Below are 25,004 nucleotides of genomic sequence, written 5' to 3' on the forward strand. Positions count from 1 at the left end.
CTTCGATGCCACACCTGCACCGTCAACGTCCCTGTCGAACACCGCAACCGACACGCCGTCAGCGTCCTCGATCAGGTGACCGTTCTCCGCATCCATCAGGGGTCCCTTCTGAGCAAGTGCCCACCTGATTCATGACACTCCCGGTTCGGCGGAGGAGTCGGTGATGGGGCGGAGTTACTCGCCAGGGACCGCGGGGAGCTGGCTTCGTAGTGGCGTTGGTGGGCGTCGATTCCGGCGAGGCGATATGGGCCGTGGGTCTGGTGGGGGATCTGGTGTTTCTGCCCGTCGGTGGGGAGTTGTGCGGTGTGGAGTTGGCGGTAGGTGTCGTAGGTGATACGTGTGCGGGTCGCGATGGCGTGCTGGTGGGCTTGGGTGCGCAGCGCGGTGGGGTATCCGGGCTGGATGGTGGCGGTGAGGAATTCGGCGACGCTGCCGGATCCGTAGCTGAAGAGGCCGATGGTCTCTGCGCCGAGGGTGGTGTCGTGGTCGAGGAGGGCGGCAAGGGCTAGGTAGAGGGAGGCGGTGTAGCTGTTGCCGATGGTCTCGTTGTAGGTGGTGGTGGCCGCGACTGCACCTTCGATGGCATGGAGGGTGGGTGTTGTGCCGGTGGTCTTGAGCAGGTGGTGGTGGGCTTTGTACGCCATGCGGGTGAAGGGCTGGTGGTAGCAGATGGCCCGGAGCTTTTCGAGGGGGAGGCCGCCGCGGGTCTCGTGGTCGTGCCAGGTGGCGGTGAGGGCTTCGAGGTAGGTGTCGACGGACTTCTTTCCGTTGACGAGGGGGGTGGTGCGGTAGTTGGGGCGCCAGAAGTCCATGACGTCGCGGGTGTAGAGGCCGGAGGGGGCGTTGATGACGGCGATGTTGGGGTGGGCGGCGATGAGGATGGCTGCGGCTGCGGCGCCTTGGGTGGCTTCGCCCGGGCTGTCGAGGTCGTAGCGGGCGATGTCGCCGGCTAGGACCAGGACTTGCTGGGTGGGGTCGGTGCGGACGAGGGCGCAGGCGAGTTGGAGGGCGGCGGTGGCGCCGTAGCAGGCCTGCTTGAGTTCGACGACACGGACGTTGCGGTTCAGTCCCAGGAGCTGATGGACGTAGATGCCGGCGGCTTTGGACTGGTCGATGCCGGTTTCTGTGGCGAAGAGGAGGGTGCGGATCCTGTCTTTCCCGTGGCGTTCGATGATCGGGGCGCCGGCGCCTGCGGCCATGGTGACGATGTCTTCGTCCGGGGTGGGGATGCTTATGGAGGTCTGTCCGATGCCGTGGCGGTACTTGGCGGGGTTAGCGCCGGTGTGGCGGGCGAGTTCGTCGTGGGTCAGGACGAGAGTGGTGGTGGAGAAGGTGAGGTCGTGGATGCCGACGGGTGGCTCAGTTGTCATGGCGGGTTCCGCTCGCGCGTTCGAGGCGGGTGTGGGCGTTCATGAGCTCGCCGGGGTTGGTCTGGGCGGCCATGAGCGATAGTTCCCCGCACAGGACGGTCGCTGCGGTGATGGCGGCGAGGCGGCGGGCGTTGTCGCCGGTGGGGCGGTGTTCGCGGCATCCCAGGCGGGTGAGTGCTTCTTCGGCCTGGGGCAGGGTTTTGCCGTTACCGACGGTGCCGACGATGAGGTTGGGCAGGGTGCAGGAGAAGTACAGGTCGCCGTCCCGGTCGTCGGCGTAGGTGATGCCTTGGGAGCCTTCGACGATGTTCGCGGCGTCTTGGCCGGTGGCCAGGTAGAGAGCGAGGAGCATGTTGGCGTAGTGGGCGTTGGCGGAGCGGATCCCGCCGGCGAGGAGGGTGCCGACGAGGTTCTTGTGGACGTTGAGGCGGGTGATCTTCGTGGCGGTGGTGTGCAGGCGTTCGGCGACGACGGCTTGGGGGACGAGGATTTCGGCGGTGGCGTTTTTGCCGCGGCCGAGGATCCCGTTGATCGCGGTGGCCTTTTTGTCGGTGCAGTAGTTGCCGGAGATCGACCCGTACGAGATATCGGGGATGTAGGTGAGGATGTGGGCCATGAGGCGGTCGGCGGCCAGAGTGGCCATGTTGTGGCCCGAGGCGTCGCCGGTCGCGAACTCGAAACGTACGAACAGCAGCGGCCCGGCGATCTCGTGCCGGATGGCCAGGAGTTTTGCGAAGCGGCTGGACTGCCTGGTCACGCCTCGGAGTTCTTCGGTCCGGGCGTGGATGGCTTGGGCGGCGGCGTAGGCGGTCGCAGCATCAGGGGCTTCGAGGAGAACTGAGCGTGTCATCCGCTCGTCGATCAGGGTGACTCTGATTCCGTCGTCGACCAGGCGGGAGATCCTGGCCCCCCGTGCGACGGATGGCCACAGCGGCGCTTCGTAAGTGGCCAGGGGCACGTGGATTCCGCCCGACGCGGCATTCCCTGTGATCTGTATGGGACCGACCCATCGGGTCGGCACCGGTGTGGAGTGGTCCGCCGGAGCGGCTGTCTGGCCGGGCCCGGTGGCGGGGTGGATGGTCATCGGCGTTCGCCTTTGGGTCTTGGAGGGTGGTCCAGGAAGGCGCGCAGGCTTCCGGTGATCTGGAGGTCGCAGGCGGTCAGAGCGGGGTTGAGGTTGGCCATCACGAAGCCGTCTGGGTTCAGGCGGCGCATGGGGGTGAAGGTGTCGGCGGTGGAGGGGTCTTTGAGGTAGGGGCTCATGGAACCGGTGGCGATGGCCAGTCCGGTTTCACGGACCGCGATCGCCAGGTCCCGGTTGATTGCACCGGACTTGGGAGAGCCTCCTGTCCTCGCGTTGATGTAGAGGGGCACCCCCCAGGAGACGGCGGCGACGCGGGTGGTCAAAGTGACCAGGTCAGGGTCGGTTCCTGCCAGGGCGTGGTGGACGAACCGGATGTAATCGAAAGGGTTGGAGCGCCTGTCCTGAGAGCCGGAAGAGGGGGGAGGGGAGGCCTGCCCGGTGTGTTGGGCGACGGCGAGGCGGACGTGGTCGTCCTTGCCTGTGGCGGTCACGGAGTCCTCCTTGTGCCGGGCCCCGTCGCGGCAGTCGCTACGGTGCGCGGACTCGGCCCGATCGGTCCTGTCGTTGGTCCGGTCATGACGGACGGCGGGGCGGTGCGCAGGGCGAGGGGGCTGATGGCTGCGTCCGTCCATGCCTCGTGCAGGGCGTCCGGGTCGGCGCCGTCGGGGAGGAGAGCTATGCCGCAGTCTCCGCCGCCGGCGCCCGACGGCTTTCCCGCACCACCCAGGAGCCTGGCGGCGTCACACAGGGTGGTGAGGGCGGGAGTGAAGATTCCCGCGGATGTCTGCTGGTCAAGGGTGGACAGAAGTCTGCGGGCGGTTTCGATGGTACTGAGGGGAATTCTGTTCTCGCCGGGCCGCAGAGCCTGGACCAGGGCATCGACCACGCGGCGGCTGCGGTTGAGGAAACACTGATGGGCTTCGCTGTTCCACCAGGCGGTGTCCTGCAGCCGGCCGACCTTGTCCGGGCTGGAGGCCGGCGTGCCGGTCCAGCCCACGTGCAAAGTTGTGGCGGGGGGCGCAACGTGGCGAACGGAGAGGCCGGGCCAGTCGGCGTGCAGGGCGGCGGCCACACCGAGGGTGGCGCTCATGTGGCGGAGTCGGCCGCGGTCGGGTGCGGTGTAGCGGATCCAGCCGCCCCACGTGCTGGCGGCGACGTCCGCGCCGGAGGCATGCGGATCCTCCTGCGCGGTCGCCAGCAGTGCCAGGCGCAGCCGCATCTCGGCAGACAGGCCCAGGCCATAGAAGGTGTCCAGGGCGTGCACGGCGGCGACAGTGACGGCGCCGCTGGAGCCCAGTCCGATCTTGACACCCAGTTCGTGCAGGGTGGAGCTGACGGCCAGGTGCACGGGCAGCGGCGGCACGCGCGACGCGGCACGGAACTCGTCGACGACGGACAGGGCCGCAAGCAGGTGCCGGAGGGCTGGAGGATGCGGGGTGTGGACGCGGCCGGGAAGGTGTCCGTCACTGTCGCGGTGCAGCAGGTAGGGGCCGCCGGTGAGGTGGGTGACGAGTTCGGCGTCGGCCTGCCGGGCGGAGGTAGCAGTGACCGTGATGTAGCGGTCGACCGCCACGATGACCGCCGGCTCGCCAGGGGAGAGAACCGCGTACTCGCCGGCGACGAAGAGTTTCCTGGGGCCCGGCAGACAACGGTCCGGCTCATCACCAGTCCCCCAGGGTGAGTGTGGCAGCGGGACCGGGGCCGGCGATGACGGTCCGGCTGCCTGACATCGAGGCCAGTTCGGCCGCGATACGCGGAGCATCCCCGGGGGACAGAGGACCTTGACGTTGGCGCCAGCGTCCATCGTCGCCCACGTCTGCTCTCCTCGTGCGCGCATGGCGCGTACGAGGCCGAGGACGTGTCGGGAGGCGGGAGTGCGGTACCTGACCGGGGGCACGGCCGCCTCCATCGTGTCGTGCATGCCCATCGCACTGCGCTCAGCGATCGCACCGACCCGTGCGATATCCCCGTCCCTCAAGGCGGCGCGCATCGCCGGGACATCCTCGAGGGTGGCGGCGAGCCAGCGCGGGAACAGGCGTGAGGTACTCACGGTGCGTGTCATGGCTTCGCGGCTGGATACAGGCTTGGGACCCGTGTCCACAAGGACGGCGATGAGCGCGAGTTCGAGTTGGACGTCGCCCAGGGGCTGAGCATAGGAAGCCTGGTCGGGGTCGGGGATGCCCGGATAGGCGGCATACCACTGGACGAAGCCGCCGAAAACGGAACGGCAGGCGGATCCTGAACCGCGCCGGGCCAGACGAGAGAGGCCCACCGTGTCCAGGCCCGCGTCGTAGACGGTGGCCGCCGCAACCGCGAGGGCCGCGAATCCCGCCGCCGAGGACGCCAGGCCCGCACCCACTGGCACCGTGTTCACCGTGTCCACCCGGGCCCGAACCGTGGAACCGGTACGGTCGCGCACCAGATCCAGGAAGGCGGCGATCCGCCGCCTGGCCTGACCGGACGCCGGTATGCCGTCGAGGAAAGCACTGTCCTGGCCCTGGCCCGGCATGAGGCGGACGGTGGTCGTGGTGGGGAAGATGTCGAGGGTCATGGACAGGCTGTCGGCCAGTGGCAGGATCAGGTCCTCATCCCGTTTTCCCCAGTACTTGACCAAAGCGATATTCGGATGGGCGACCGCGGTCGCCCATGCGTCAGACCTCATCCCGCCCCACCGCTCCTTTCGACCATGGTGGTCCACGTGTGGGCTGCGCCGTGTTCGAGGAGACGAGAGGCCAGTGCGTCCGCGCCGGCCGAAGTGCCAGTGAGGGCGATCATGCAACCGCCGAGCCCGCCCCCGCTCAATTTCGCGCCCAGAGCCCCGTACTCCAGCGCCGCGCCCACCAGGCGGTCAATCCGCTCGGTACTCAGGTCCAGGTTCGACAGCAGCTGATGGGTTTCGGTGAGGCATGCGCCGGCGATGGGGAGGTGCCCCTGCTCCAGTGCGTGCAGGGCACGCTCGGTGATCGCCGTCGACTGTGCGAGGAATCTGTCCCGTGCCGCGAGGTGGGTGTCGAAGTATGTGCGGAGCATGGTGACGGCCCGGCGGGTGCTGCCGGGGGTGCCGGAGTCCGCGACGACGATCCACATCGCACAGCCGACCGGCGGTGTACTGGGCCGGCCACCCGACAGGAGCACCGGACGGGTGGCCCCTGTGGTCAGTGCGTCGATTCCGGAGGCCTGTCCATGGGCTGCCGACTCGGAGAGCTGTACGTAGTCGAAGACCTCCTGGTCGGTCAGGTCCAGCCCGAGGAGGTCGTCGAGAGCGCGGGTCACGGCCCGGGCCAGAGCGGCACTGGACCCAAGCCCTCGGGACGGCGGGATGCTGCTGGCCAGTTCCACGTCGATCCCCAGGAAGCGGGCGGCGGCAGGGCGTCGCAGGACTGCGTCAACGAGGAGCCCCAGTCCCGGCGGGGTGCTGTCGAAAACGGGCCCGCCTTTGCCGGTGCCCGCGAGCATGGGACTGCAGTGGATGCGGACGAGTCCGTGCGTGCTGTCGTATCGGGGCGTCACGGTGGCACGGCAGACGACCGCGGGCAGGGGGACAGCCAGTGAGGGCGCACCGTACACGGCAGCGTGCTCACCCAGCAGGATGGCCTTCGCGTGCGCCGCCCCACTGCCCGAGACACCATCCGCAACGCTCGGATTGGCCCCGCCTGTCCGTGATTCGAGTCCTGTGGGAATGGGCCGGGTCATGACAGCGGCACCTTCCTGGGCCGGAGGGAAGACCACGGGTCCGAGGTGGGCCCACCCGGCAGCGGTTCTTCCCGCAGGCCGTACGCGGGCGGGACGCACACGAAGTCGCCGCGCAGGCTACCGACACAGGTGGGGAGGCTTGGAGGGCTCTTGGGAGCCGGCGGAGACGGACAAACGGTCGCATGCACCAAAGGCCCCTTCCAAAGGACAGGATGAGCTGTGGGGTGGCGTGTGCTGCCTGATGGGCCGGCCCCTACAGCTACGGCAGGACAGGTTCACACCGCCTGTGCCCGTCAAGCGGTGGCGATCTCTACGCAGTCGGCGACCGTCGTGCCTTCCGCGTTGAGGAGGTCCTCGTCGACGGGTCGGCCGACCGTGTTCTCGATCTTCTGGGCGAGCTCAGTGATCTGCAGGGAGTCCAGGTCCAGGTCCTCCAGGAGCCGGTCGCCGGGCTGAATCTCCTCTACGGGGCGCCCCGCAAGGTCAGCGACCATCTGCCGGATAACGGCCAGGGCCTGCACGTCCATGCTCATCAGATCCTCCAGGCAAGGGTGCGGCGCCCAGGGACGTGCGCCGTGTTCGGCGGGCAACAGTGCAGTGCGTGATGGTTCAGGGGGCGAGCACCACTTGGGCGGCGTAGGTGAGGCCAGCGCCGAACCCGAAGAGGAGGACCCGATCACCGCTGTGGATCCGCCCGCTCTGGCGCAGGGCGTGAAAGGCCAGAGGGACAGAGGCCGCACACGCGTTCCCGGAGGAGACCACGTCCGTGGCAGTGACCATGCCCGGGGCACCGATGGCCTCGGCGAGGGAGCTGATGATGCGCAGGTTCGCCTGATGCGGCACGAATGCCTTCAGCTCATTCGGAGTGATTCCGGCGTTCCGGCAGGCGGCTTCAACGACGGGCATCAGAGCACTGGTCGTCCACCGGAACACCTTGCGACCGGCCATCTCCATGTGACCTGTCTGCGGCCGGATGGTGATGAGATCAGCCTGGTGGCCATCGCTGCCCCAGGCAACCGGGAAGACCGCCGGGTGCTGGGCGGGCCCGATGAGAGCGGCGGCGGCTCCGTCGGCGAAGATCGGCCCGGTGTTACGGTCCTGCGCGCTGACCCAGTCGCTCATTCTCTCGGACGCGACGACCAAAACGTTGCGGGCGCTGCCGGCCCGGACCAGGGCATCGGCGACGGCCAGAGCGTGGCTGAACCCGGAGCACGCGGCGTTCACATCGAACCCAGCCGCCGCACGACAACCGAGGCGGGCCGCGACCGAGGCTGCACCATTGGGCATCGGCGAGGGCATCGAACACGTCGCCAGAATGACCACATCGACGTCATCGACACCGGCGCCAGCGTCCGCGAGGGCCTTGTCACCGGCCTCCACCGCCATCGCCACCACGCTCTCCGAAGCGGTCGCGTGCCGCCGCTCCTGTATACCGACCCGCTGAACGATCCACTGCGCGTCGACGCCCGCTGCGGCTGCCGCGGTTTGATTGGAGACGGCCGTCGCGGGCCGGTAGGCACCCAGCCCCACGATCCGGGAACCAGGCTGTGGAGATGCGCCGTTGAGCGCCACCAGAGCCACGCCCCCCAGACGTTCTTGACCGTCATTCACTTTCCACTCCATTTTTCTTGGCTGGCCGGAGGAGAGGCCATCTTCATCAGCGAAGACATTGCGTTGATGGCAGTGTTGCGCCCCTGCCGTTGCTGCCAGCGGAATACCACCGGTGCAGCGCGCCTCGTGATGAATTCCCTCGGCACAATGGATGGCTTGTCTTCATTTCGCGCATTCTGCGAATGAAGGTGAAGCCCCTTCCTGCTATGCCATGCGGCTGTGATGGAGGCACGGGTCAGTGGTCGCGATGGGCAATATGGCGCGCCAGGGCGCTAAGTTCGGCCGCCGGGCCGGGTGCCGCGGAGGCGTCCTGCAGGTGAGTCATCGCCTTGCCGATGTGATCCTCGGCTGTGGTCGCGGCCCAGCGTCGCCCTCCTGCCTCGTCTATGAGGGCCGCGACCTCAACCAGTTGGTTCTCAGTGAAGGCACCGTGTTGGCTGTAGAGGCGGCGAAGGGTAGATGCGGCAGGGTGGTCGGACGTCAGGGCTGCGGCGACGGGGAGGGATTTCTTGCGAGACCGCAGATCAGACCAGATGGGCTTACCCGTGGTCGCCGACTCGCCCCAGATGCCGAGGAGGTCGTCGACAAGCTGGAAGGCGGAGCCGAGGTGGAGACCGAACGCATACAGGTGGGCGACGCGTTCGGGGCAGGCATCCGCCGCAATCGCTCCAAGGGCGCATGCCTCGGCGATGAGGACGCTGGTTTTCGCCTCGGTCATGGAAATGACATCGTCGAGAATGGGCAGAATCTGCCCTTCCAGCAGAGTGTCGTGGTATTCGCCGCCAATGAGGGCCTGCACGGCGAGCGTGAGGCGGGTGACGCCAAGGCCGGCCAGGGCGGGACTTCCACGGCGGAGGGTGTCGATGGCGAGGAAGAAGAGTGCGTCGCCGGTGAGGACAGCGGCGGGCAGGCCGAACTGATGCCAGATGGTAGGCCGTCCGTGGCGGGTGGCATCGCGGTCAATGAGGTCGTCGTGAATCAGCGAGGCGTTGTGGACGAGTTCGACCGCGACGGCCGCGGGGAGGGCATCAGCGCCGGCGCCGCCCATGGCCTGGCAGACAGCGAGAGTCAGCGCAGGGCGGACTGCCTTGCCGGCGGGGCCATCAGTGAAGTCTCCTGCGGCGTCCCACCAGCCAAAGTGGATGCCGGCCAGGTTCCGGATCTCCTCAGGCAAGGTGCTAACGGCGCGCTGCATCGACGGAAGGATGTAGCCGCTGGCGGCAGCCAGAAATTCCCCCACTGAACGCGATGGGGCACTCAAGCCAGCAGGGATGCGGGCAATCGAGACAGGGCAATGGCGGAACTCCGACATAGGAGCGCCTCCTCGAGTTGCTGTGCTGCAGAGACGGGTGGCGTGTCGTGGGAGCCAACCAAGTTCAAGATGTTTCAGGGGCGGGCCCGAGAGAATCTTGAGTCGAAGGCAATAGGGTCAATAAATCATGTCCAGCTAGTGGACCTCCGGCCGAAATCATGATTCCTGATAGCGTTGGCTCACATTTCGGCCATCAGGTGCTGGAGGCCTGATCCGACATTGGTCGGGTGATCTCGCCGCTTAGGTCGGCCTGAATTCAGAAAGGCGCTTGTCTCATCCTGAATACGGTGGACTTTCGCATGCGCTCTCCCAGAGTCTCCTCAGATCCAGCCCGGGTACAGGCGTGTTTGAGGGCGGAAAGAGCGCGATCACGGCGCGCACCGCTCAAAACTCTGGGTGGGTGGGCGCCGTTTCGCCACTCCACCCACCAAAGCGCCCCGCAGAACCCCACCACCCGTCACCACGCTGTCGTTCCAGGTCCCTTGAATTCCTGCTGCATCACCCGACACTGGGCGGGATCCTTCACATGGAGACCATGAGGATGAGGATGGCTGCCACGACTGACATGAGTCTGTTCGGCTGATGCGGGCGGGACGGAATATCGTCCACATGTCGCTGAGGGGGCGAAGCTTCCCCCTGATCGTGGATAACTGGAGACTGGGACGTGGGGTTCCAGGGGAAGTAGTGCCAGGTGGGAAGTAGGTACACACAGCGGTACTCGGGGGAGTCTAAGCGGATGCCATCACGCTCGTCCGCTCCTCGAGATCGACGACAGCTTCTAGGGCAGGAAGCTTCCTGCTCCCGTGCAGCGACGCCGTAGCAGCACCACAGCACGGACTCCTAGGATCGTCCGGCTGATCGAGCCCGTGGAGTCGCACACCGCCCACGATTGACGCGTACGCGTACGCGAACTACGAATTGCGCTGTGGCGCACATAGTCCGGATCCGCCAGGAGCCGTGCCGCTGCATACGCAGGGGGCACGCAATCCACCACGCACGCCAGGGGCGGAGTATCGGTAAACGAATGACGACAGGAGCCGCAGGCGACCAATAGACCTGGACAGTCCGGGGCTTCGGGGCGGCGTCGATCTAATCAGATCCGACTGCGCCAGGTCATCGAGTCCCGTCAAGGGGTGGGTGGCAAACGAGGCTGGGGTGACGGCTGGCCCGTGTCCGGTCTGCGAAGCGGCGACTTCGGGCAGGCGGGGGTCGGGGGGCGGCGCGGTGCTCGGGTACCCGGGCGTGCGCGGTTGGGCGGCGCGCCCGGGGCGGGTGATCCCGCGGTACCTGTGGGGAGTGATGCGGCGTGCGCCGCCGCGCACTTCGTAGTCGTGTGTACACGCCAAGCGCCGTGTTGTGCGCCTTCCGGGTTTCGAGTCGGTGCGGTGATCCTGGTGCTTGTGCTGCGGAGCTGCATGGGGCGGGTTCCGCATGGTTGGCAGGAAGGTGTCTGTCCTGAGCAAGGCTGGTGTCGCATGGTCACTGCCGCCTCCCTCCAAACCGTCCGGCCGCTGCTGGAAGCGATGGACAGACCCGCCGAAGTACGCCGTCTGTCGCCTGGTCAGCTGCCCGCGCTGGCTGCCGAGATCCACTCCTCCCTCGTTGGGAACATGTTGGCGGCCGGTGGTCACCTGGGGCCGAATCTGGGGGTGGTGGAGCTCACCCTCGCTCTGCACCGGGTCTTCGACGTCGAGGCCGGTGACGCGCTGTTGTTCGATACCGACCATCAGGCGTACGTGCACAGGCTGTTGACCGGGCGGCGGGCCGGCTTCGACGTGCTGCGGCGGGCGGGCTGTCCAGTTATCCGTGCCGGTCCGAGTCCCCGCATGACTGGGTGGAGAACTGGTACGCCTCGACCGCCCTGTCGTATGCGGACGGGCCGGCCAAGGCCCGTCGACTCGCCGGTGACAGCTCCGCGGTGGCGGTGGTCCGGGACGCGGCTCTGACCGGAGGCATGGCGTGGGAGGGGCTGAACAACCTGGGGACCGGCGGGCATCCGGTGATCGGGGCCCTCAACGACAACGGCCGCTTCTACGCCCCCACCACCGGCGCTCTCGCAGCCCACCTCACCTCTCCCCGTGCCGGGGACAAGGAACGGCGCTGCCGCAACGTGTTCACCGATCCCGGCTTCGCCTACGTCGGTCCCATCGACGGCCTTCGCCATCCTCCTCGACGAGGGCATCGGCGACACGATCCGCGTCTTGCTGACCGCGCCACCGGTCGAAGAGGGCAAGGTCGGACTGTAGCCCCTGCAGTCCCTGAGCCCGCGCCCCCACCAGCTGCTGGGTGCGTTCGGTGCCCCGTCCAACACGGGCGAACTCGTTCTGGACGACCTGCACGAGGGCAAGCACACGGTCCTGGCCGCCCCCGCGCATCACCGGGCCACCGCTACCCGACAGCGCACGCTCGACGCGGTGTTGGGTGCCGAATCAGGCGAACAGATGATCAACGATCACTGCCTGCGGACCTTTGAGCCCTGCACACCGCTGGCCTGCGCCAGTCGGCCACGGTGCGCTGAGCCATCTGGCGAAGCTGGCAACGATCCCCACGAGCTGAACGCCGCCGCACGAGGGAGTGCAGTAAGTCCATGAAAATCTTTGATGAATCAGCCGCATCGTCCCCTGCGCTGCTCACCTTCTACTGTCCTTTCGACAGCGAGGTCAACCCCGAGAAAGATCTCCTCGTCGCCCGCTGTGCAGTCTGGGCCAAGCGGTTCGGACTTGGCGGAGGAGGGGACGCCGCGGAGGTCTACGCGATTACGGGTGCCTCCTTGGTAGCCTGGTTCTTCCCCCGGGCGAGGGGGGCGCTCGCACAGGTCCTGGCCGACTACTCGGCATGGGCATTCGGGGTCAACGACCGCGTCACTCCGCCCCCGAGTCCCGGTTCTACCCTCGATGTCATCAACGACATCGGCCGGTGGACCCGCATCATGCGTGCCGCGGACACCTTCGTAGATGATGGATCTCTGATCGAAGCTGCCGCCCGGGATGTCTTTCGCCGTCTCAAAGTCGTCATGACCCCCGCGCAGCTCCACCGGTTCACCACGTATCAGGTGGTGTGGATGTGGGACATGACCTGGGTGACCGCGCTGCGTGAACGCGGCGAGGAACTTGGGGTCAACACGTATCTCGCCATGCGGCTCAGCTCCGTCGGGACGTACGCCACCCTGGGCTACCTCGACGCCGTCGGGGGCATCGAACCACCCGAAGCGGAACTCCGTGCTCCGAAGGTGCTGGCCGCGTGTGAGGCGGGTTTTTTCGCCGCCGGCTTGGACAACGACCGGTACTCCCTGCTGAAGGAGCTGGCTCCGGACAAGGCGGGATACAACCTCTTCAGCGCGTTCCAGCACGACCATCCGGAGCTCTCACCAGAACAGGCCGTGGACGCTGCGGTCGATCTACGTAACCGCATGATGGCGGTGTACGTACGTCTGCGTGAACAGATCCTCCCCGACGCGAGCGAGCAGATGACACGATACTTCGAGGTGCTCGACCTGGTGATCGCGGGAAACATCGCCTTCGGCACGAGCACCCTGCGCTACTTCGCCCCCGATTCAATCCCCAACATCCGCATCACCCGCACCCTTCCCGCCGCACTGCCTCCCGGGCCTCCCCCCTACCCGGCCATCGCCTGGTGGTGGGATCTGGCCGAGTCATGACCAGGCAATCCGTCCCCCGCCTGTGCGGTGTGTCCGTCCCAGTCGCGTTCGCCCTCCCCCGGCCCTTCCGGGATGGCACCACTGTCGGGCTGCAAGGTGGTGTCGGGCTGGTGGTCGGTCATGAGCACGTCTCCAGCATCTCAGTCTGCTCTCCGCCTCGGTCACCGTGAGCTCGTACGTGTTCTTCACGTTCATCCACGCCATCGGGTAGGTGCACCAGCAGCCCTTGGCCGGGGGCTGCCAGTCCTCGGGGCCCTGGTCGCCCTTGGGCCGGTTCGCCGCCGCGGAAACCGCCAGGAGCTGGGGGCGGGTCAGGTCGTTCGCGAACTCCTTACGCCGCTCCGGCGTCCGAGCGTCAGGCGTTGGCGAGGGGCACCATATGGTCGATGTCGAGCTTGCCGGCGTCGGTGACGGTGAATCCCGTCGTAGACCGACACCCAGGTCCCGGAGACGGCCTTGCACGCGGCGTCGCGCTTCATGCCCTTGCCCGGAACGAGCCGGCGCCACCGCTGCGGCCCGCAGTCGTGGCAGTCACCTGGGCGCCCTCGCAGACCGGACCGTCAGCGCGGTGTGGGGCGGACTGCCCGCGTTAGCGGAGTACCCAGCCGTGAGGACGGAGAGCTACCGTTTCACCAGGAGCCCCCGCCGAACTCCCCCGTCGGCGGGGACCCCAACGTACCCCTGGACCTTGCCCCCGCCCCCCTCGCACAGGGGCGGGGCCATCACGAGTGCGGGCGGCCGGGCTCACCCAGCCATGAACCCGGCCGCCCGCCCACTTGAGTCGCTTCAGTCGCTGCGAAAAGCGCGCGAGTCTCAGCCCAGGGCGACCACCCGAATGAACCGCAGCCCCGTCAAGGGCAGTATTCATATGCCGATTTCGCCTGTGGCCAGGGTCCCGTTGGGGGTGCAGGTCAGGCGGGAGTAGTCGCACAGCGCCTCGACCAGGAAAAGCCCGCGGCCGTCTTCCGCACTCGTGTCCTGGGGGTCGGGCTGCGGGCGGGACGGCCCGTGGCCCGCATCCTGGACCGTGATCGTCACGGTGCCCTCCCCATGGGCCAGATACAGGAACACCGGCGGCTCGCCGTGCTTGACCGCGTTCGCCACCAGCTCGGAAACGAGCAGGCGTGCCGTGTCCACCTTGCCGGCATCCAACCCCCACCTCAACAGATAGGGCTGGATGGCACGACGTGCCATCGCCGCGGCCTCCAAGGAGAAGTCCAGATACCAAGTGATCCGCTCACTCGCCCCCTCGCAACGCGCTGCCTCCGGCCGCGCGCCGGCCCCAGGGGAAGGCGCGGGCAGGCGGGGGAGGTCGCGGGACGCGACCGAAGGTTCGGCAGAATCCGAGGCGGAAGCGGAAGGGATCATCGGGGTTCCATCCGTTCCAACACGTGCGGATGCGAGGCAACCTTTGCGACTCCGGGACACGACACCGGGGACCATACCCGCCGAAAAGCAAGGGCGGGGAGGACGGTCTCACGGTCCGAGCTGTGAGGCTTCGACACCTTTCTGACGTACCTGTCCCAGAATCCTCACGGTCACCCAGGCAAAGAGATTCCCATGCTCCAATCACGGCGTGATCCCTCGGCGAGTGCGAGTGGCTTGCTCCCGCGATCGCACTCGCAGCTCTACGCGCGTCCATCGGCCCGTCCTTGACCCAGGGTGGCAACGGCGCCGACAGGCTGCCCCCTCCACGGCCCGACAGAACCCCCGCCGCACTTCAGGCGCTGCGGGGTTTGCGGCTCGTGGTCTTCGCCTCGGGCTGCTCCTTGGCGGGAGCCTTGGCGGCGGTCTTCTTCGCGGGCTTCGTGGTGGTGGTGGTGTTCTTCGCGGGGAGGTCGGTGACGGTGGCATCCGAGCCGCCAGTACGGGCGGCCTTAGCGTCGCTGACGGACTCAGCCCGCCGTCGTCTTTGTGCCAACCTCCACCAGGGCGCAGGCCTTGCCCAGGTGGCCGACCGCCGACGCGGTCGCCCCGGCCGGCGCAGCTGCAGCGGGTCACCCAGAGCTTTCGTGAGGCGGTCGGCCACCCATCCCGCGCTGGACATGGTCCGCACAGCACCGCGCGGACCGCCTCCGCCTCTCCCCCTTCGACCACCGCCCCCGACCGCCGGCCCGAGCCGGCGACCGCCGGCCCGAGCCGGCGACCACCGGCCCGAGCCCACCGCCACCGGCACCCGCAGCCGACCCGCCGACTGATAGCCGTCGTACACATCACGCGGCCCCGAACCGGGCGGCGGGCGCGGCGCCACCGGGCCCACGCGTGCGGACGGTGCCGGGCCACGGCCCGGCACTCGAGTCCGCGAAGGAGTCGTACGGCCCGCACGCGCAGCGGGGGCGCCCGCCGCCGTGGCCGCCTCGCGCAGCAGCAGCCCGGCGTCGGCCCCCGCCCCTGTCTGCTCCCGGTATGCCTTCGCCTCATGCCACAACCGCGCCGCCTCCACCGCCTCCACCAGGGCGAGCAGGAGCGTCAGGACCACAGTGGCGCCGCCGCCCCCGGCGGTGCGCGGAGCGCGCTCCAGCGCGCGCCGAGCCCGCCATCCGGCCCGCGCCCGCCCGGCGGGCGGCCGGCTCGTTCGAAGGCCTCCGCCGCCGCCTGCGGGCGTTACCGCACGAGGGCGGCGGCGTGAACGGCGGCGGCGACCAGGAGGTCACCGAGCGCGGCCACATCCCCCGCGCCCTCCGCCTGCCCGGCCCGGCCCAACAGACCGGCCGCCTCCCGGGCCTCCGCCCGCGCCGGCTGAGCTGCTTGAGGACGTCGTCGAGGGTCATCAGGGTCTTCTCCGCCGGCGTCTGGGAGTGGGGAAGGCCCGCACATCCGCCGACGCTGCTGCATCGCGTTTCCCGTCGAGCCGCCCCGCTGACGGACGATCTACCCCGCAGGCTGTCGTCCACGACCAGCGTGAGCACCCCGAGAACCGGTCACACCAGCCCTTTGACCTGCGAGTTCAAGGTGACAGAGACTCCATGTCCCGGTCCGGCGGGTATTGTCCTCCCGTCCAGCCGCACGAGCACACCGCCCGCAGGCCAGCGGCCGGTCCAGCCGCCGGGCGGCGTAGACGTACCTGTGCGACACCGACGTGCCGCCCGTGCCCGAGCACTGTCGAAGGACACCGGCTCCGGCACGCTCTCGTCGGCGAGGACCGTACCGACCGCACTCGCGTGCGGGGCGACGGGATCTTCTGGTCGGCGGCCGGTTCGTGGGATGAAGCGGCCGTAAGCACAGGTCAGGGCGGGCTCCGGCACATACGGAGCGGCGTCGTCCAGTGGGTGCGCGCGGTGTCCATACGCCCTGAGTCGTACGTCGGGGGCGGATTGCGGATCGTTGGAACGGGCGGGCCGGCAGCGTGTCCGCCCGTGCGGCTGGGCGGGTTGCGCCTCCGGGAGGATTCCGTGCGGCGGGCGGCCTGCCAGGCTTTGCATATCACGGCCGGTGGTTTCCCCTGGCCTCGTCGACGCACGTCAGCCATGGCCGGTGCCGCCGGTCACCCACGCGTTCCCCGCACGGCCTCACCGGCTGGGCGGGCCCGAACCGGCTGAGCCCCTGCACCCTACCGAAGAGGACGAACGACTGTGGGAACCCATGCGAAGCGGCGCGCCCAGGGAAAGCACCGGAAGCCCGCCCAGCCGCGGCTCCGGGCGGGAGGCAGCGGACATACGGGCGCCAGGATCGCCGCGGTCGGCCTGGCCGTGGTCGCGGGCGGCTCCATCGGCGCAGGACAGGCCTTCGCGCTTTCGGACCCTTCTGGCCCCGCGAGCAGCACATCAGTACTGACCGCGAACCCCGAAGGGAAGTTCTCTGCGGAATCCTGGCTCAGGGATCCGGCCAACTGGCAGCACCTGACAGAGGGCTCAGGACAGGACGCATACACCAAGTGGTTGAAGAAGCAGGGCTTTGCCGTGGACGCGACGTCCGGGCTGCACATTTCGCACGGCAATCAGCAATTCGCGCCCACTGAGGATCAGATGCGGGCGCTGCAGCTCCGCTATCTGGCCAGGGAGCACGCGCAGTCGCTGGAGAACGGGTACGCCAACTCACTCCGGGAGGCAGGCGTCGCCGAGGGGGACATCAGGAGCCTGGTCCGCCAGGACCTGCGCGGCGCGGTCTCCGCCCTGGAGACGGAAAACGGACGGCTCTTCCTCGGAGAGTCAGGCGGACAGGATCCCCTCCGGCCGGGAAGCCTCGGTGAGCGGGCCTATGGCGAAGCCGAGTCCAGCCTTCGCGAGAAGCAGCGCGCGGAGGACGAAAGAGCCGGCACCGCGAACGCGCAGGAGGAGGAAAATGCCAGAGCCCAGGGCAGGGAACCGAAACTGCAGGAGCCGAAAAGGGTCGGCCCCGAACCGTGGCACGGCAAGTGTGCCGAATGTGACACTTTGAACCAGTATCACGACACCCTGGGTGCCACGGAGGACAGGCCGGTGGCTTCCGAGGCCGTCGAGGGGCGGGGGCCCGAGGTACCGGGGAAGGGCAAACCGGTGGGCGAAACCAAGCCGCCCTGCAAATCGTGTGGAGCAGCCCTGCCCCTTGCTGACATCGTCACCCAGCCGGAAACGATGAAGCCCACCAAGGGCGCTGTCCCCCTCCCGAAAGCACAGCCGGCCAGGACCGATCCGCCGGAGAGCACCTCAGCCGCGGACTCGGCGTCATGTCGTCCCAAGCGGTCTGCGTCCGGTCTCGGATGCAGCCCGGCCCTGGACGTCGACGACCCGTCCAGGGGGGCGTCGTCGGTGTCGGCAGAAGAGCAGGAGGAGGCAAGGCGCGGCGGCGCTTCGGAAGATCACCCGGGGCTAGCGGCCGAGGAACGGCGAGGGGCGGCGGACGCCCTGGACGCAGAAGAACCCGACTCGCGGGCAACGGACGGGGAGGAGCGGGCCAGGAGCGGCGTGGCGGTGGAAAGGGCGGCAGCGCGAGCCAATCTTGGGGTTTCCGTTGCCGGCGCCGCCCTCGGCCCTCTCGAGCAAGTCAACGAGAAGATCATCGGTCCGCATCTTCACCAGACGCACGACAACCTGTGCAACGAGAATGCCGACTGCTGGAAGGAAGAGGTCCGGAACTCCTTCGCCGAGCGGTGGTTCGAACTGCCGGAGGCGGAGCGGACGCAGGAAAGCGGGGAGGCGATCTCCGCCGAGTTGCGGGACGAGTTCCGGGAGCGCCTGGATTCGGCTGTGGCCAAGGGGTGGGGCGAGGACAAGATCGCTTCCAGGCAGCGCAATCTCGTCGGCGTGGAAAACAGTCTCGACACCATGCCTCGCCAGGCCGTCGAGGGCGGCCTTGACGGATTCGAGGCGGGACGGGCCGCCGCTTCGAGGTACGGGGACGGCGATCCGGGCCGGGAAGTCGTCGCCGACGACATGAAAAAGGCGTGGGGCGAGTACCTCGCGGACCACCCTGACGTGACCCACGACGACGGGTGGAGCACGTCCTACGACCTGGGGGCCAACGGGAACGCATACCAGTACCGCCCGAGCCCCTCCCTGCTGGAGTTCCCTTCGTACGTCTTCAGGAACGTCACCGGGATTTATGCCGACACCTGGGAGGTGAAGCGGGCGCGCTCCTTCCATGACACGCTCATGAACACCCCCTTGGACGAGCCCCACGACCGGGCCGGCTCGGCTGATTCGCCCCGGCAGAAGCGGGACGCCGGCTTCGGTGAAGACGAAGCCGACGACGAAGTGCAGGACACGTACGACATGGGTCCGGCACTCCGCGACGAACCTCTCGACGAGTCATCCGATGGCACCGACAGCTCGCCAGACAGGCTCCGGTCCGGTGACCTCGAGAGGACGGGTGACGCGCTGCAGGATCTGGAGCAGGAGGGCCGGGGGCAGCAGGCGGACGAGACGTCTTCGGCTCCCGTCGACAGGCTGGGCGGGATCAGGGTCGAGGCGTTGACGGATCCGGCGAACTCGCTCCGTCTGGCGAGTGGCGGATCTCCGAGCATGCCATTGGAAACGCCGGTGGGCGAGACGGGTGTCGAACCGGCCCCGGCCCAGGGGGAGGACCCGGCCCCGGAGGAGGCCCCGGCCCCGGAGGGGACCGCCCTGCAGCAGCCCGTGGAAGCCCCCGCACCGGTGGCCGAGGAGCAAGTCCCTGCGCAAGCCTCCGTTGCCGTACCCGTGACGGAGCAGACACCCGTTCAAGACCAGGCCCTGACCGACACGTACCAGGCGCCGGCCCAGACCGAGATCTACGAGGGACCTGTCACGGCCGACACCTACGAGGAACCCGCGGCGACCGAGACCTACCAGGAACCCGCGGCGGCCGAGGCCCACGAGGAGCCGGCGGCGGCCGAGGCTTACGAGGAGCCGGCCCAGTTCGAAGCCTGACGGGCCACGTTCCGGGCGGGCCCGGGTCGGGACGCGTCTGTCTCCGGGACGTCAGGTGACCTTGTGCATGGTGTGGACGAGGACGCCGGCGCGGCTGCTGCTGGTTGCCAGAGAGACCCGCAAATAGACGAACAGAACACCGCCGCATCCGACATCTCCACCGGCAGCGGATCACCATCCTCCCGGCACTACCGCCGCATGTCCATGTGAGGTCCCGCGAGATCTTGGACACCGTCCGTTTCGACCCCATCGAAGCCGCATGAACGCATCCCACCAGCCACCCCGCTGAACTGGTCTCATCCTCTATTTTCGGACCAGGCGGGGATGTATTCGGATGTTGTCCGGAGTTGGACGGGGCTGACTCAGAAACGTACAAGTGGACCGTAGAGATCCTTGATGCAGCTGTTGGAGAACGTCCGTGCTTCGTCGACCCGGTGTCCTCGCCACACCCCTTGCAACGTGACGGTAACCGGATGGTAGATGAAGGTGCACATCTGTTCATGCGTGGGCGTGAGGGCACTGAGTCCGCCCTGCGACGATTGCAGTGCGTCGCACGCCTCTGCTGGGGTGGGGTGTGTTCCGTTGGGAGCGTAGGCACAGGTGAGGGTGACGGCACGCTCGGGCGTCGTCGTTGCCCCTGACTCTCCCTGCCCGAAGGTCAGCACCAGGGCCGAGGGCGCATACGGTGAGGCGACGGTTTCGGGGGCGGCGGAAGCGGGAGTCGGCCCCCACACCAGTGCCGTGGTGACGGCTGCGACTGCTGCGAGGATTCCGGCAGTTCTGCGGTTTCTGGTCAACATGGTTCCTCCTTCGGTCCACGGATGCGGGGGATCCCGCCTGACGCATGGCGCGCCCCGCCGAAGACGGGACGTCTGCCAGCAGGGCCTACTCCCGTGACACCACCACCTGGGCCGAGCCGTACGTTCGATGGCACGCAGCGGCGGTGCGCTCTGCTGGAGCCGGGAGTGAAGCCGAGCCTTCGGCGGTGCTGGAACGTCCGTGCGGCACTCGCGATCAGTGCCGCGCGGTCGGTGAGGGACGCTTCGGGACCCTCACCGATGGGAGGAATCGGTGGTCAACCCTTCCCGGGATGGGAAGCGCTCCCCCCTTCGTTTCCTGGTTCAGCGTCGCGCCTCCAAGGTGCTTTCCTACAGGGGTCGTTCGGCCCTGGATGAGGGGCCAAAGGGGGTACGGCCCTGCACCGCGGCGGCCGGCAGGCGGGCCAAGGGGGCCCGTCACCGTGGGGTCCCGGTGTCAGGACGAAGGCGAGAAGCCTGCATCGCCCGTCCGCAGCAAGACCGACGCCACACACCAGGGCCGCCAGCTCGCCCTGCGCCCACGGGACCTGCAGGAACTGATCAACACGAACCACGCCGCCCAGCAGGACACCGACTGGCAAACCGCATACGCCCTGCGCGCCGGCGTCGAGGGCACCATCCGCCAGGCCACAGCCGTCACCGGTAACCGCAGAGCCCGCTATCGCGGCCTCGCGAAGACCCACCTCGAACACGTCTACTCCGTCGTCGCCCTCAACCTCATCCGCCCCGACGCGCACACGGCCGCGGCCTCCCGGGGCCTGCACTGGCTCGACGCACGGCCACGCGACCCCGAGGAAGCCGACGCCTTCGAGGCACGCGAGTACTTCGAGAAGAGACTCGACGACCTCAACGCCCGGCACTGCGTGCTGATGCACGGCTCCGTTCTGGACGAAGCCGAGGCAGCAGCCGAGCAGGCCAAGCACCAGGCTTTCGTGGCGGCAGCCCAGGCCACCCTGCCACTCATACCCCGCACGACCGCCGCCGAGACCCAGGCTGACCACGATGCGTTCGAGGCACACATCACCGCTGCCGAAACACGCATCGACCAGGCGTTGGGTGAGCAGCGCCAGCACGCCCGCGACGCTCTGCACCGGCACTTCCCCCACGCGGCCGAGAGCACCGGCATGCACCAGGTGCGCATCCAGCTCATGGACCGCGCCGGGCTCGGGCTGGACGCCGTCAACCGGGCCTACCAGGCCATCGGTGACACCAGCCGCGACCTGGACGACCTCAAGAGCCGCCAGGCCAGCGGGAGGGTGGAGTTCGGCCGCCCTCGCGTCACCGCCGATCAGGTCGCCGAAGCCACCCGGCGCCACACGCATGCACGGCAGCGCTTCGACGACCTGCGCGTGAGCCGCCCGCAGACCCTGGCGGCACTCAACGCGCTCGACCGGGCGAGGGTGCTCGATCCCTCCGGCTCGGAAGGCATCGCGGCCCGGGCCGCACGGATCGCCGCCCAGTCACGCGAGCGCGCACTGCAATCCCACACCCGGCCCGGACCCGGCGCTCCGGAGACCACGACGCATCAGCCCCAGCAGCACAACGGCCAGATCCAACAGACCGCTCCGCGCCCGGGTATGCGCTGAGAGCGGGGCCTCACCGCAGGGACCGGCGCGGCCGTTCTCAGACGGCGGCCGGTGCGGGTTCCTGAGCCTTGGCCTCGTCCACGGGCGCCGGAGCGGCCTCGGACACGGGCACGGGCCAGGTGTAGAAAACGCTGCCCTGCTGGCTGACCCTCTCGAGCTTGTCCTTCTCCACGAGCCGCTGCAGGACGTTGCGGATCGTCTGAACCGACGTCGACCGCTTCGGGTGAAGTTCCCCCCTGATCCTGGACAGCGGGTGGTTTTACGCTGCGGGGGTGAGGTCGTGGGACGTCAGGGCTCTGGTTTCGAGCGCAGGGCTGATTCATAGTCGTGTTTATCATGCTGCGGTGCAGGTCAGGCGAGTCCGAGGAGGTCGAGCGGGCGGGTGAATGGTGTGTAGGAGACCTCTCGGAGCCCGGCGGCGATGTTGCGGTGGCCGGCGTCGCGGAGGGTGTTGATCGCGAGGTTGCGCAGGCGGCCACGTCCGCTTCCTCGTCGAGGAGAAGAAGGCCCACTACCTGTTCGTGGTCAAGGCCAACCAGCCCGAACTGCACCGTCGGCTGAAGTCGTTGCCATGGAAGGACGTCACGTCGCGCCGTTACGACCGCGAGAGGGGCCACGGGCGCCGGGAGACCCGGGCGACCAGGGCACTCACCGTCACCGGCCTCGGTCTGGACTTTCCCTACGCCGCCCAGGCCGTGCGCATCCTGCGCCACCGAACCGACCTGACGACCGGCAAGGTCAGCCGCGAGACCGTTTACGCGGTCACAGACCTGACCTCACATCAGGCATCGCCGGAGCGGCTCGGCCGGCTCGCCCGCTCGCAGTGGACCATCGAGAACCGGCTTCACTTCGTCCGCGACACCACCTTCCGCGAGGACGCCTCAAAGATCCGAACCGGCCACGGCCCCGAGAACATGGCAACCCTGCGCAACCTGGCGATCAACACCGTCCGCACAGCCGGTCACCAGAACGTCGCCGCCGGCCTCCGACACGCCTCCTACCAACCGTTCACCCGCCCGCTCCACCTCCTGGGCATCACCTGACCAGCACACTCACAAGATCATCAGACTTTGCAATGCCCCTGAGCCAGATCCAACCGCACTGCACGACCGATACCTCCCCCCATTACCGTTTTGGTTGCCCCGCAACGGGGCGCCCGGCCTTCGGAGTCGGCATGACTTTCTCCCCCTGTCGATCGCATGTCTTGGGGGGTGGTGTCACCGGCTCCGGAGGCATCGACAGACCGCTGATTAGGGGCATGACCACCGGCTTCTTCGCAGGTCGGGAGGCTCTTCGTAATGTGGATGTGGCGATCGGTGCCGTGGGACGGCCGGGCGACGGGGACGACCGGAGGACGCACGTGATCGACATCAGCGGCATCGGCGCCTTCCTCGGCCTGGACGTCGGCAAGGGCGAACACCACGCCACCGCCGTCACGCCGGCCGGGAAGAAGACCTTCGACAAGCGGCTGCCCAACAGCGAGCCCAAGCTCCGCGAGGTCTTCGGGAAACTGCAGGCCAAGCACGGGACCGTGCTGGTCGTGGTCGACCAGCCGGCCTCCATCGGCGCTCTGCCGCTCGCAGTCGCGAGGGACATGGGCTGCCCGGTCGCCTATCTACCCGGGCTGACGATGCGACGGATCGCCGATCTCTATCCCGGCGAGGCCAAGACCGATGCCCGCGACGCGTTCGTCATCGCGGACGCGGCCCGCGTCATGCCCCACACGCTCCGTGACGGCGGCCGTGGCAAAGTCCAGGTGTGCGGCCAGTCGAGTCCAGGCTGATGGCCATCGGAATTCCCGGTGTATGGCCACCTGACCTGTGGTGTTCCTGATCGCTTCCTTATCTGGAGGAGACCTCTCCGTCCGGTTTGCTGATGTTTGCGTGCAACAGCAACCGGCCGGAGAGGTCCTGTAACGAAGTCTGACAGAGAGATCATGGAGATCCTTGAGGCGTACGACCTGACCGGGACGGTCTGGTCGGCGGCCACCTTGACCGGGCATGACCCGAAGACCGTCAAGCGGTATGTCGAGGCCCGCGCCAGCGGGCGAAATCCTTATGAGCGAGAGCCGCGGCCGAAGATGATCGACGCGTTCCTGGAGAAGGTCGAGGAGTGGGTCGAGCAGTCGAAGGCGACGATCCGCGCCGATGTGGTCCACGAGAAGCTCGTGAAGATGGGCTACCGGGGCAGCGCACGATCGACGAGACGGGCTGTGAACGCGGCGAAGTCGGCCTGGAAGGCGGGCAAACGCCGCACCTATCGGCCGTGGATTCCCGAGCCGGGCCGGTGGCTGCAGTTCGACTGGGGCGAAGGCCCGAAGATCGCGGGGCGCCGGACCTGGCTGTTCTGCGCCTGGCTGTCCTGGTCGCGGTTCCGGGTGGTGATCCCGGTCCGGGACTGCACGCTCGGCACGCTGGTGGCCTGCCTGGACACCACATTGCGCCGGATCGGCGGGGCACCGACCTACCTACTGACCGACAACGCGTACACGGTCACCATCGAGCACATCGCCGGGATCCCGGTGCGGCACCCGCAGATGGTCGCCGCCGGCCGGCACTACGGCTGCCAGGTGGTCAGTTGCGTCCCCTACGATCCCGAATCGAAGGGCGGCGCGGAGGCGACGGTCAAGATCGCGAAGGCTGATCTGGTGCCCACGAGCGCGAACCTGCTGCCCGAGATCGTCCCGCTGCTGCAGGTCGTCCCCTCCAAGAGCAACGAGGAACGGCTCCTGCTCGTCGGCCCCGAGCTGGCCAGCGTCCTCGCCACGGTCATCAGCCGACTCCGAAACGACAACGTCGTCCCCCTCGTCGCCCGCTACGACCCCCATGAGCTGGTCACCGGCCTGCCCCTGCCGCATCTGTTCCAGCGCCGCGTCGGCTGGAAGCGCGATGTCATCACCACCAACATGGTCTACCAGTTGCTCAACGACACCCTGGCCCGGACCGCGCTGACCGACCCGATGGGCCAGCCCCTGCGCTACACGCCCCACGACTTCCGAAGGGTCTTCGCGACCGAAGCCGTCGCTGGCGGACTGCCGGTCCACATCGCGGCCCGCGTCCTCGGCCACGCCTCGCTGACCACCACGGAAGCCTACGTTGCCGTCTTCCAGGACGACCTGATCCGCTCCTACCGGGCGTTCCTCGACCAGCGCAGGGCCGTCCGGCCAGCCGAGGAGTACCGCGAGCCCACCGACGGCGAATGGCGCGAGTTCCAGCAGCACTTCCACACCCGCAAGCTCGAACTGGGTGACTGCGCACGCCCCTACGGGACCCCCTGCCGGCACGAGCACTCCTGCATCAGATGCCCGATGCTGCAGGTCTCACCACGCCAGCGAGCACGGCTCGTGGAGATCATCCGTAACCTCGTCGAGCGCATCGAGGAAGCCCGATTGAACGGCTGGCTCGGCGAAGTCCAAGGACTCCAGGTCAGCCTGACCAAGGCCAAGGAGAAGCTCGTCGCCCTCGACCGCAGCATGAAAGGAAACGGCGGGAACGGCCCCACCAGTCTGGGAATGCCAGGCTTGGGCGGGGTGCGGTGAGGGCCCGC

General features: G+C 68.2%; 16 protein-coding genes and 3 pseudogenes. 7 read left to right on the forward strand and 12 right to left on the reverse strand.

The features are described from left to right. Positions 1–95: 95 nt before the first annotated feature. The 8 genes from OG389_RS00355 to OG389_RS00390 all read right to left on the reverse strand — a co-directional run bounded on the left by OG389_RS00355 (position 96) and on the right by OG389_RS00390 (position 9,070). Complete coding sequence (locus OG389_RS00355; RefSeq protein WP_328296382.1) at positions 96–1,370, reverse strand: hydroxymethylglutaryl-CoA synthase; 1,275 nt, start codon at positions 1,368–1,370, stop codon at positions 96–98. Then, positions 1,360–2,454, reverse strand: a complete 1,095-nt coding sequence (locus OG389_RS00360) for a hydroxymethylglutaryl-CoA reductase (RefSeq protein ID WP_443059178.1) — start codon at positions 2,452–2,454, stop codon at positions 1,360–1,362. The genes OG389_RS00355 and OG389_RS00360 overlap by 11 nt, the downstream gene beginning before the upstream one ends. Beyond that, complete coding sequence (locus tag OG389_RS00365) at positions 2,451–2,945, reverse strand: hypothetical protein (protein WP_328296413.1); 495 nt, start codon at positions 2,943–2,945, stop codon at positions 2,451–2,453. The genes OG389_RS00360 and OG389_RS00365 overlap by 4 nt, the downstream gene beginning before the upstream one ends. Further along, positions 2,942–5,116: a phosphomevalonate kinase gene (locus tag OG389_RS00370; protein WP_328296414.1), complete on the reverse strand. Its 2,175-nt coding sequence runs from the start codon at positions 5,114–5,116 to the stop codon at positions 2,942–2,944. Before OG389_RS00370 ends, OG389_RS00365 begins: the two co-directional genes overlap by 4 nt. Continuing rightward, positions 5,113–6,147, reverse strand: coding sequence for a mevalonate kinase (gene mvk / locus OG389_RS00375; RefSeq protein WP_328296378.1), 1,035 nt, complete (start codon positions 6,145–6,147; stop codon positions 5,113–5,115). The genes OG389_RS00370 and mvk overlap by 4 nt, the downstream gene beginning before the upstream one ends. Positions 6,148–6,440: 293 nt before the next feature. Continuing rightward, the gene (locus OG389_RS00380) at positions 6,441–6,680 is read right to left on the reverse strand and encodes a phosphopantetheine-binding protein (RefSeq protein ID WP_328296377.1); all 240 of its coding nucleotides are present in this window, start codon (positions 6,678–6,680) and stop codon (positions 6,441–6,443) included. Between the two features lie 76 nt (positions 6,681–6,756). Beyond that, on the reverse strand, positions 6,757–7,758 hold the full coding sequence (locus OG389_RS00385; protein ID WP_328296415.1) for a beta-ketoacyl-ACP synthase 3: 1,002 nt from the start codon (positions 7,756–7,758) through the stop codon (positions 6,757–6,759). Positions 7,759–7,993: 235 nt separating this feature from the next. Beyond that, positions 7,994–9,070 carry a polyprenyl synthetase family protein gene (locus OG389_RS00390; protein ID WP_328296375.1) on the reverse strand — a complete coding sequence of 359 codons (1,077 nt, stop codon included), beginning with the start codon at positions 9,068–9,070 and terminating at the stop codon, positions 7,994–7,996. Between the two features lie 1,523 nt (positions 9,071–10,593). Between OG389_RS00390 and OG389_RS00395 the strand changes: the two are divergent. Together OG389_RS00395 and OG389_RS00400 are read left to right on the forward strand one after the other, a co-directional pair. Continuing rightward, positions 10,594–11,156, forward strand: a pseudogene (locus OG389_RS00395) (1-deoxy-D-xylulose-5-phosphate synthase N-terminal domain-containing protein); the annotation flags it as partial. A gap of 501 nt (positions 11,157–11,657) precedes the next feature. Continuing rightward, entirely contained in the window at positions 11,658–12,728 is a 1,071-nt protein-coding gene (locus OG389_RS00400) for a terpene synthase family protein (protein ID WP_328296416.1), read from the forward strand. An 864-nt stretch (positions 12,729–13,592) separates the two neighbouring features. Here the strand turns inward: OG389_RS00400 and OG389_RS00410 are convergent. Together OG389_RS00410 and OG389_RS00415 are read right to left on the reverse strand one after the other, a co-directional pair. Then, entirely contained in the window at positions 13,593–14,171 is a 579-nt protein-coding gene (locus OG389_RS00410) for an ATP-binding protein (protein WP_328296417.1), read from the reverse strand. A 277-nt stretch (positions 14,172–14,448) separates the two neighbouring features. Beyond that, entirely contained in the window at positions 14,449–14,649 is a 201-nt protein-coding gene (locus OG389_RS00415; protein ID WP_328296418.1) for a hypothetical protein, read from the reverse strand. A gap of 1,651 nt (positions 14,650–16,300) precedes the next feature. On the opposite strand from OG389_RS00415, the gene OG389_RS00420 reads away from it, so the two are divergent. Beyond that, positions 16,301–19,054 (forward strand): hypothetical protein, encoded by a 2,754-nt coding sequence (locus OG389_RS00420; RefSeq protein ID WP_328296419.1) that lies wholly within the window; start codon positions 16,301–16,303, stop codon positions 19,052–19,054. Between the two features lie 362 nt (positions 19,055–19,416). Here the strand turns inward: OG389_RS00420 and OG389_RS00425 are convergent, their stop codons facing one another. Next, on the reverse strand, positions 19,417–19,854 hold the full coding sequence (locus OG389_RS00425; protein WP_328296420.1) for a subtilase-type protease inhibitor: 438 nt from the start codon (positions 19,852–19,854) through the stop codon (positions 19,417–19,419). Between the two features lie 440 nt (positions 19,855–20,294). Between OG389_RS00425 and OG389_RS36650 the strand changes: the two genes are divergently transcribed. Next, on the forward strand, positions 20,295–21,458 hold the full coding sequence (locus OG389_RS36650; RefSeq protein ID WP_443059180.1) for a transposase: 1,164 nt from the start codon (positions 20,295–20,297) through the stop codon (positions 21,456–21,458). 37 nt (positions 21,459–21,495) lie between these two features. On the opposite strand, the gene OG389_RS00435 is transcribed toward OG389_RS36650, so the two are convergent. After that, positions 21,496–21,708: a BlaI/MecI/CopY family transcriptional regulator gene (locus OG389_RS00435; RefSeq protein WP_328303406.1), complete on the reverse strand. Its 213-nt coding sequence runs from the start codon at positions 21,706–21,708 to the stop codon at positions 21,496–21,498. A 247-nt stretch (positions 21,709–21,955) separates the two neighbouring features. Here OG389_RS00435 and OG389_RS00440 point away from each other — a divergent pair. The 3 genes and pseudogenes from OG389_RS00440 to OG389_RS00450 all read left to right on the forward strand — a co-directional run. Continuing rightward, positions 21,956–22,501: pseudogene (locus OG389_RS00440) on the forward strand (ISAs1 family transposase); the annotation flags it as partial. A gap of 317 nt (positions 22,502–22,818) precedes the next feature. Continuing rightward, positions 22,819–23,190 (forward strand): annotated as a pseudogene (locus OG389_RS00445) (IS110 family transposase); the annotation flags it as partial. 204 nt (positions 23,191–23,394) lie between these two features. Next, positions 23,395–24,996 carry a tyrosine-type recombinase/integrase gene (locus OG389_RS00450; protein ID WP_328296421.1) on the forward strand — a complete coding sequence of 534 codons (1,602 nt, stop codon included), beginning with the start codon at positions 23,395–23,397 and terminating at the stop codon, positions 24,994–24,996. The last annotated feature ends 8 nt before the right edge of the window (positions 24,997–25,004 follow it).

This window comes from Streptomyces sp. NBC_00435 (assembly GCF_036014235.1).
Classification (GTDB): Bacteria; Actinomycetota; Actinomycetes; order Streptomycetales; family Streptomycetaceae; genus Streptomyces.

Excerpts from the sequence above, each read along its gene's own strand:
- OG389_RS00355 (WP_328296382.1), bottom strand. The coding sequence starts at position 1,370 with ATGACAACTGAGCCACCCGTCGGCATCCACGACCTCACCTTCTCCACC.
- OG389_RS00360 (WP_443059178.1), bottom strand. The coding sequence starts at position 2,454 with ATGACCATCCACCCCGCCACCGGGCCCGGCCAGACAGCCGCTCCGGCG.
- OG389_RS00370 (WP_328296414.1), bottom strand. The coding sequence starts at position 5,116 with ATGAGGTCTGACGCATGGGCGACCGCGGTCGCCCATCCGAATATCGCT.
- mvk (WP_328296378.1), bottom strand. The coding sequence starts at position 6,147 with ATGACCCGGCCCATTCCCACAGGACTCGAATCACGGACAGGCGGGGCC.
- OG389_RS00380 (WP_328296377.1), bottom strand. The coding sequence starts at position 6,680 with ATGAGCATGGACGTGCAGGCCCTGGCCGTTATCCGGCAGATGGTCGCT.
- OG389_RS00390 (WP_328296375.1), bottom strand. The coding sequence starts at position 9,070 with ATGTCGGAGTTCCGCCATTGCCCTGTCTCGATTGCCCGCATCCCTGCT.
- OG389_RS00400 (WP_328296416.1), top strand. The coding sequence starts at position 11,658 with ATGAAAATCTTTGATGAATCAGCCGCATCGTCCCCTGCGCTGCTCACC.
- OG389_RS00410 (WP_328296417.1), bottom strand. The coding sequence starts at position 14,171 with ATGGTCCCCGGTGTCGTGTCCCGGAGTCGCAAAGGTTGCCTCGCATCC.
- OG389_RS00425 (WP_328296420.1), bottom strand. The coding sequence starts at position 19,854 with ATGTTGACCAGAAACCGCAGAACTGCCGGAATCCTCGCAGCAGTCGCA.
- OG389_RS00450 (WP_328296421.1), top strand. The coding sequence starts at position 23,395 with ATGGAGATCCTTGAGGCGTACGACCTGACCGGGACGGTCTGGTCGGCG.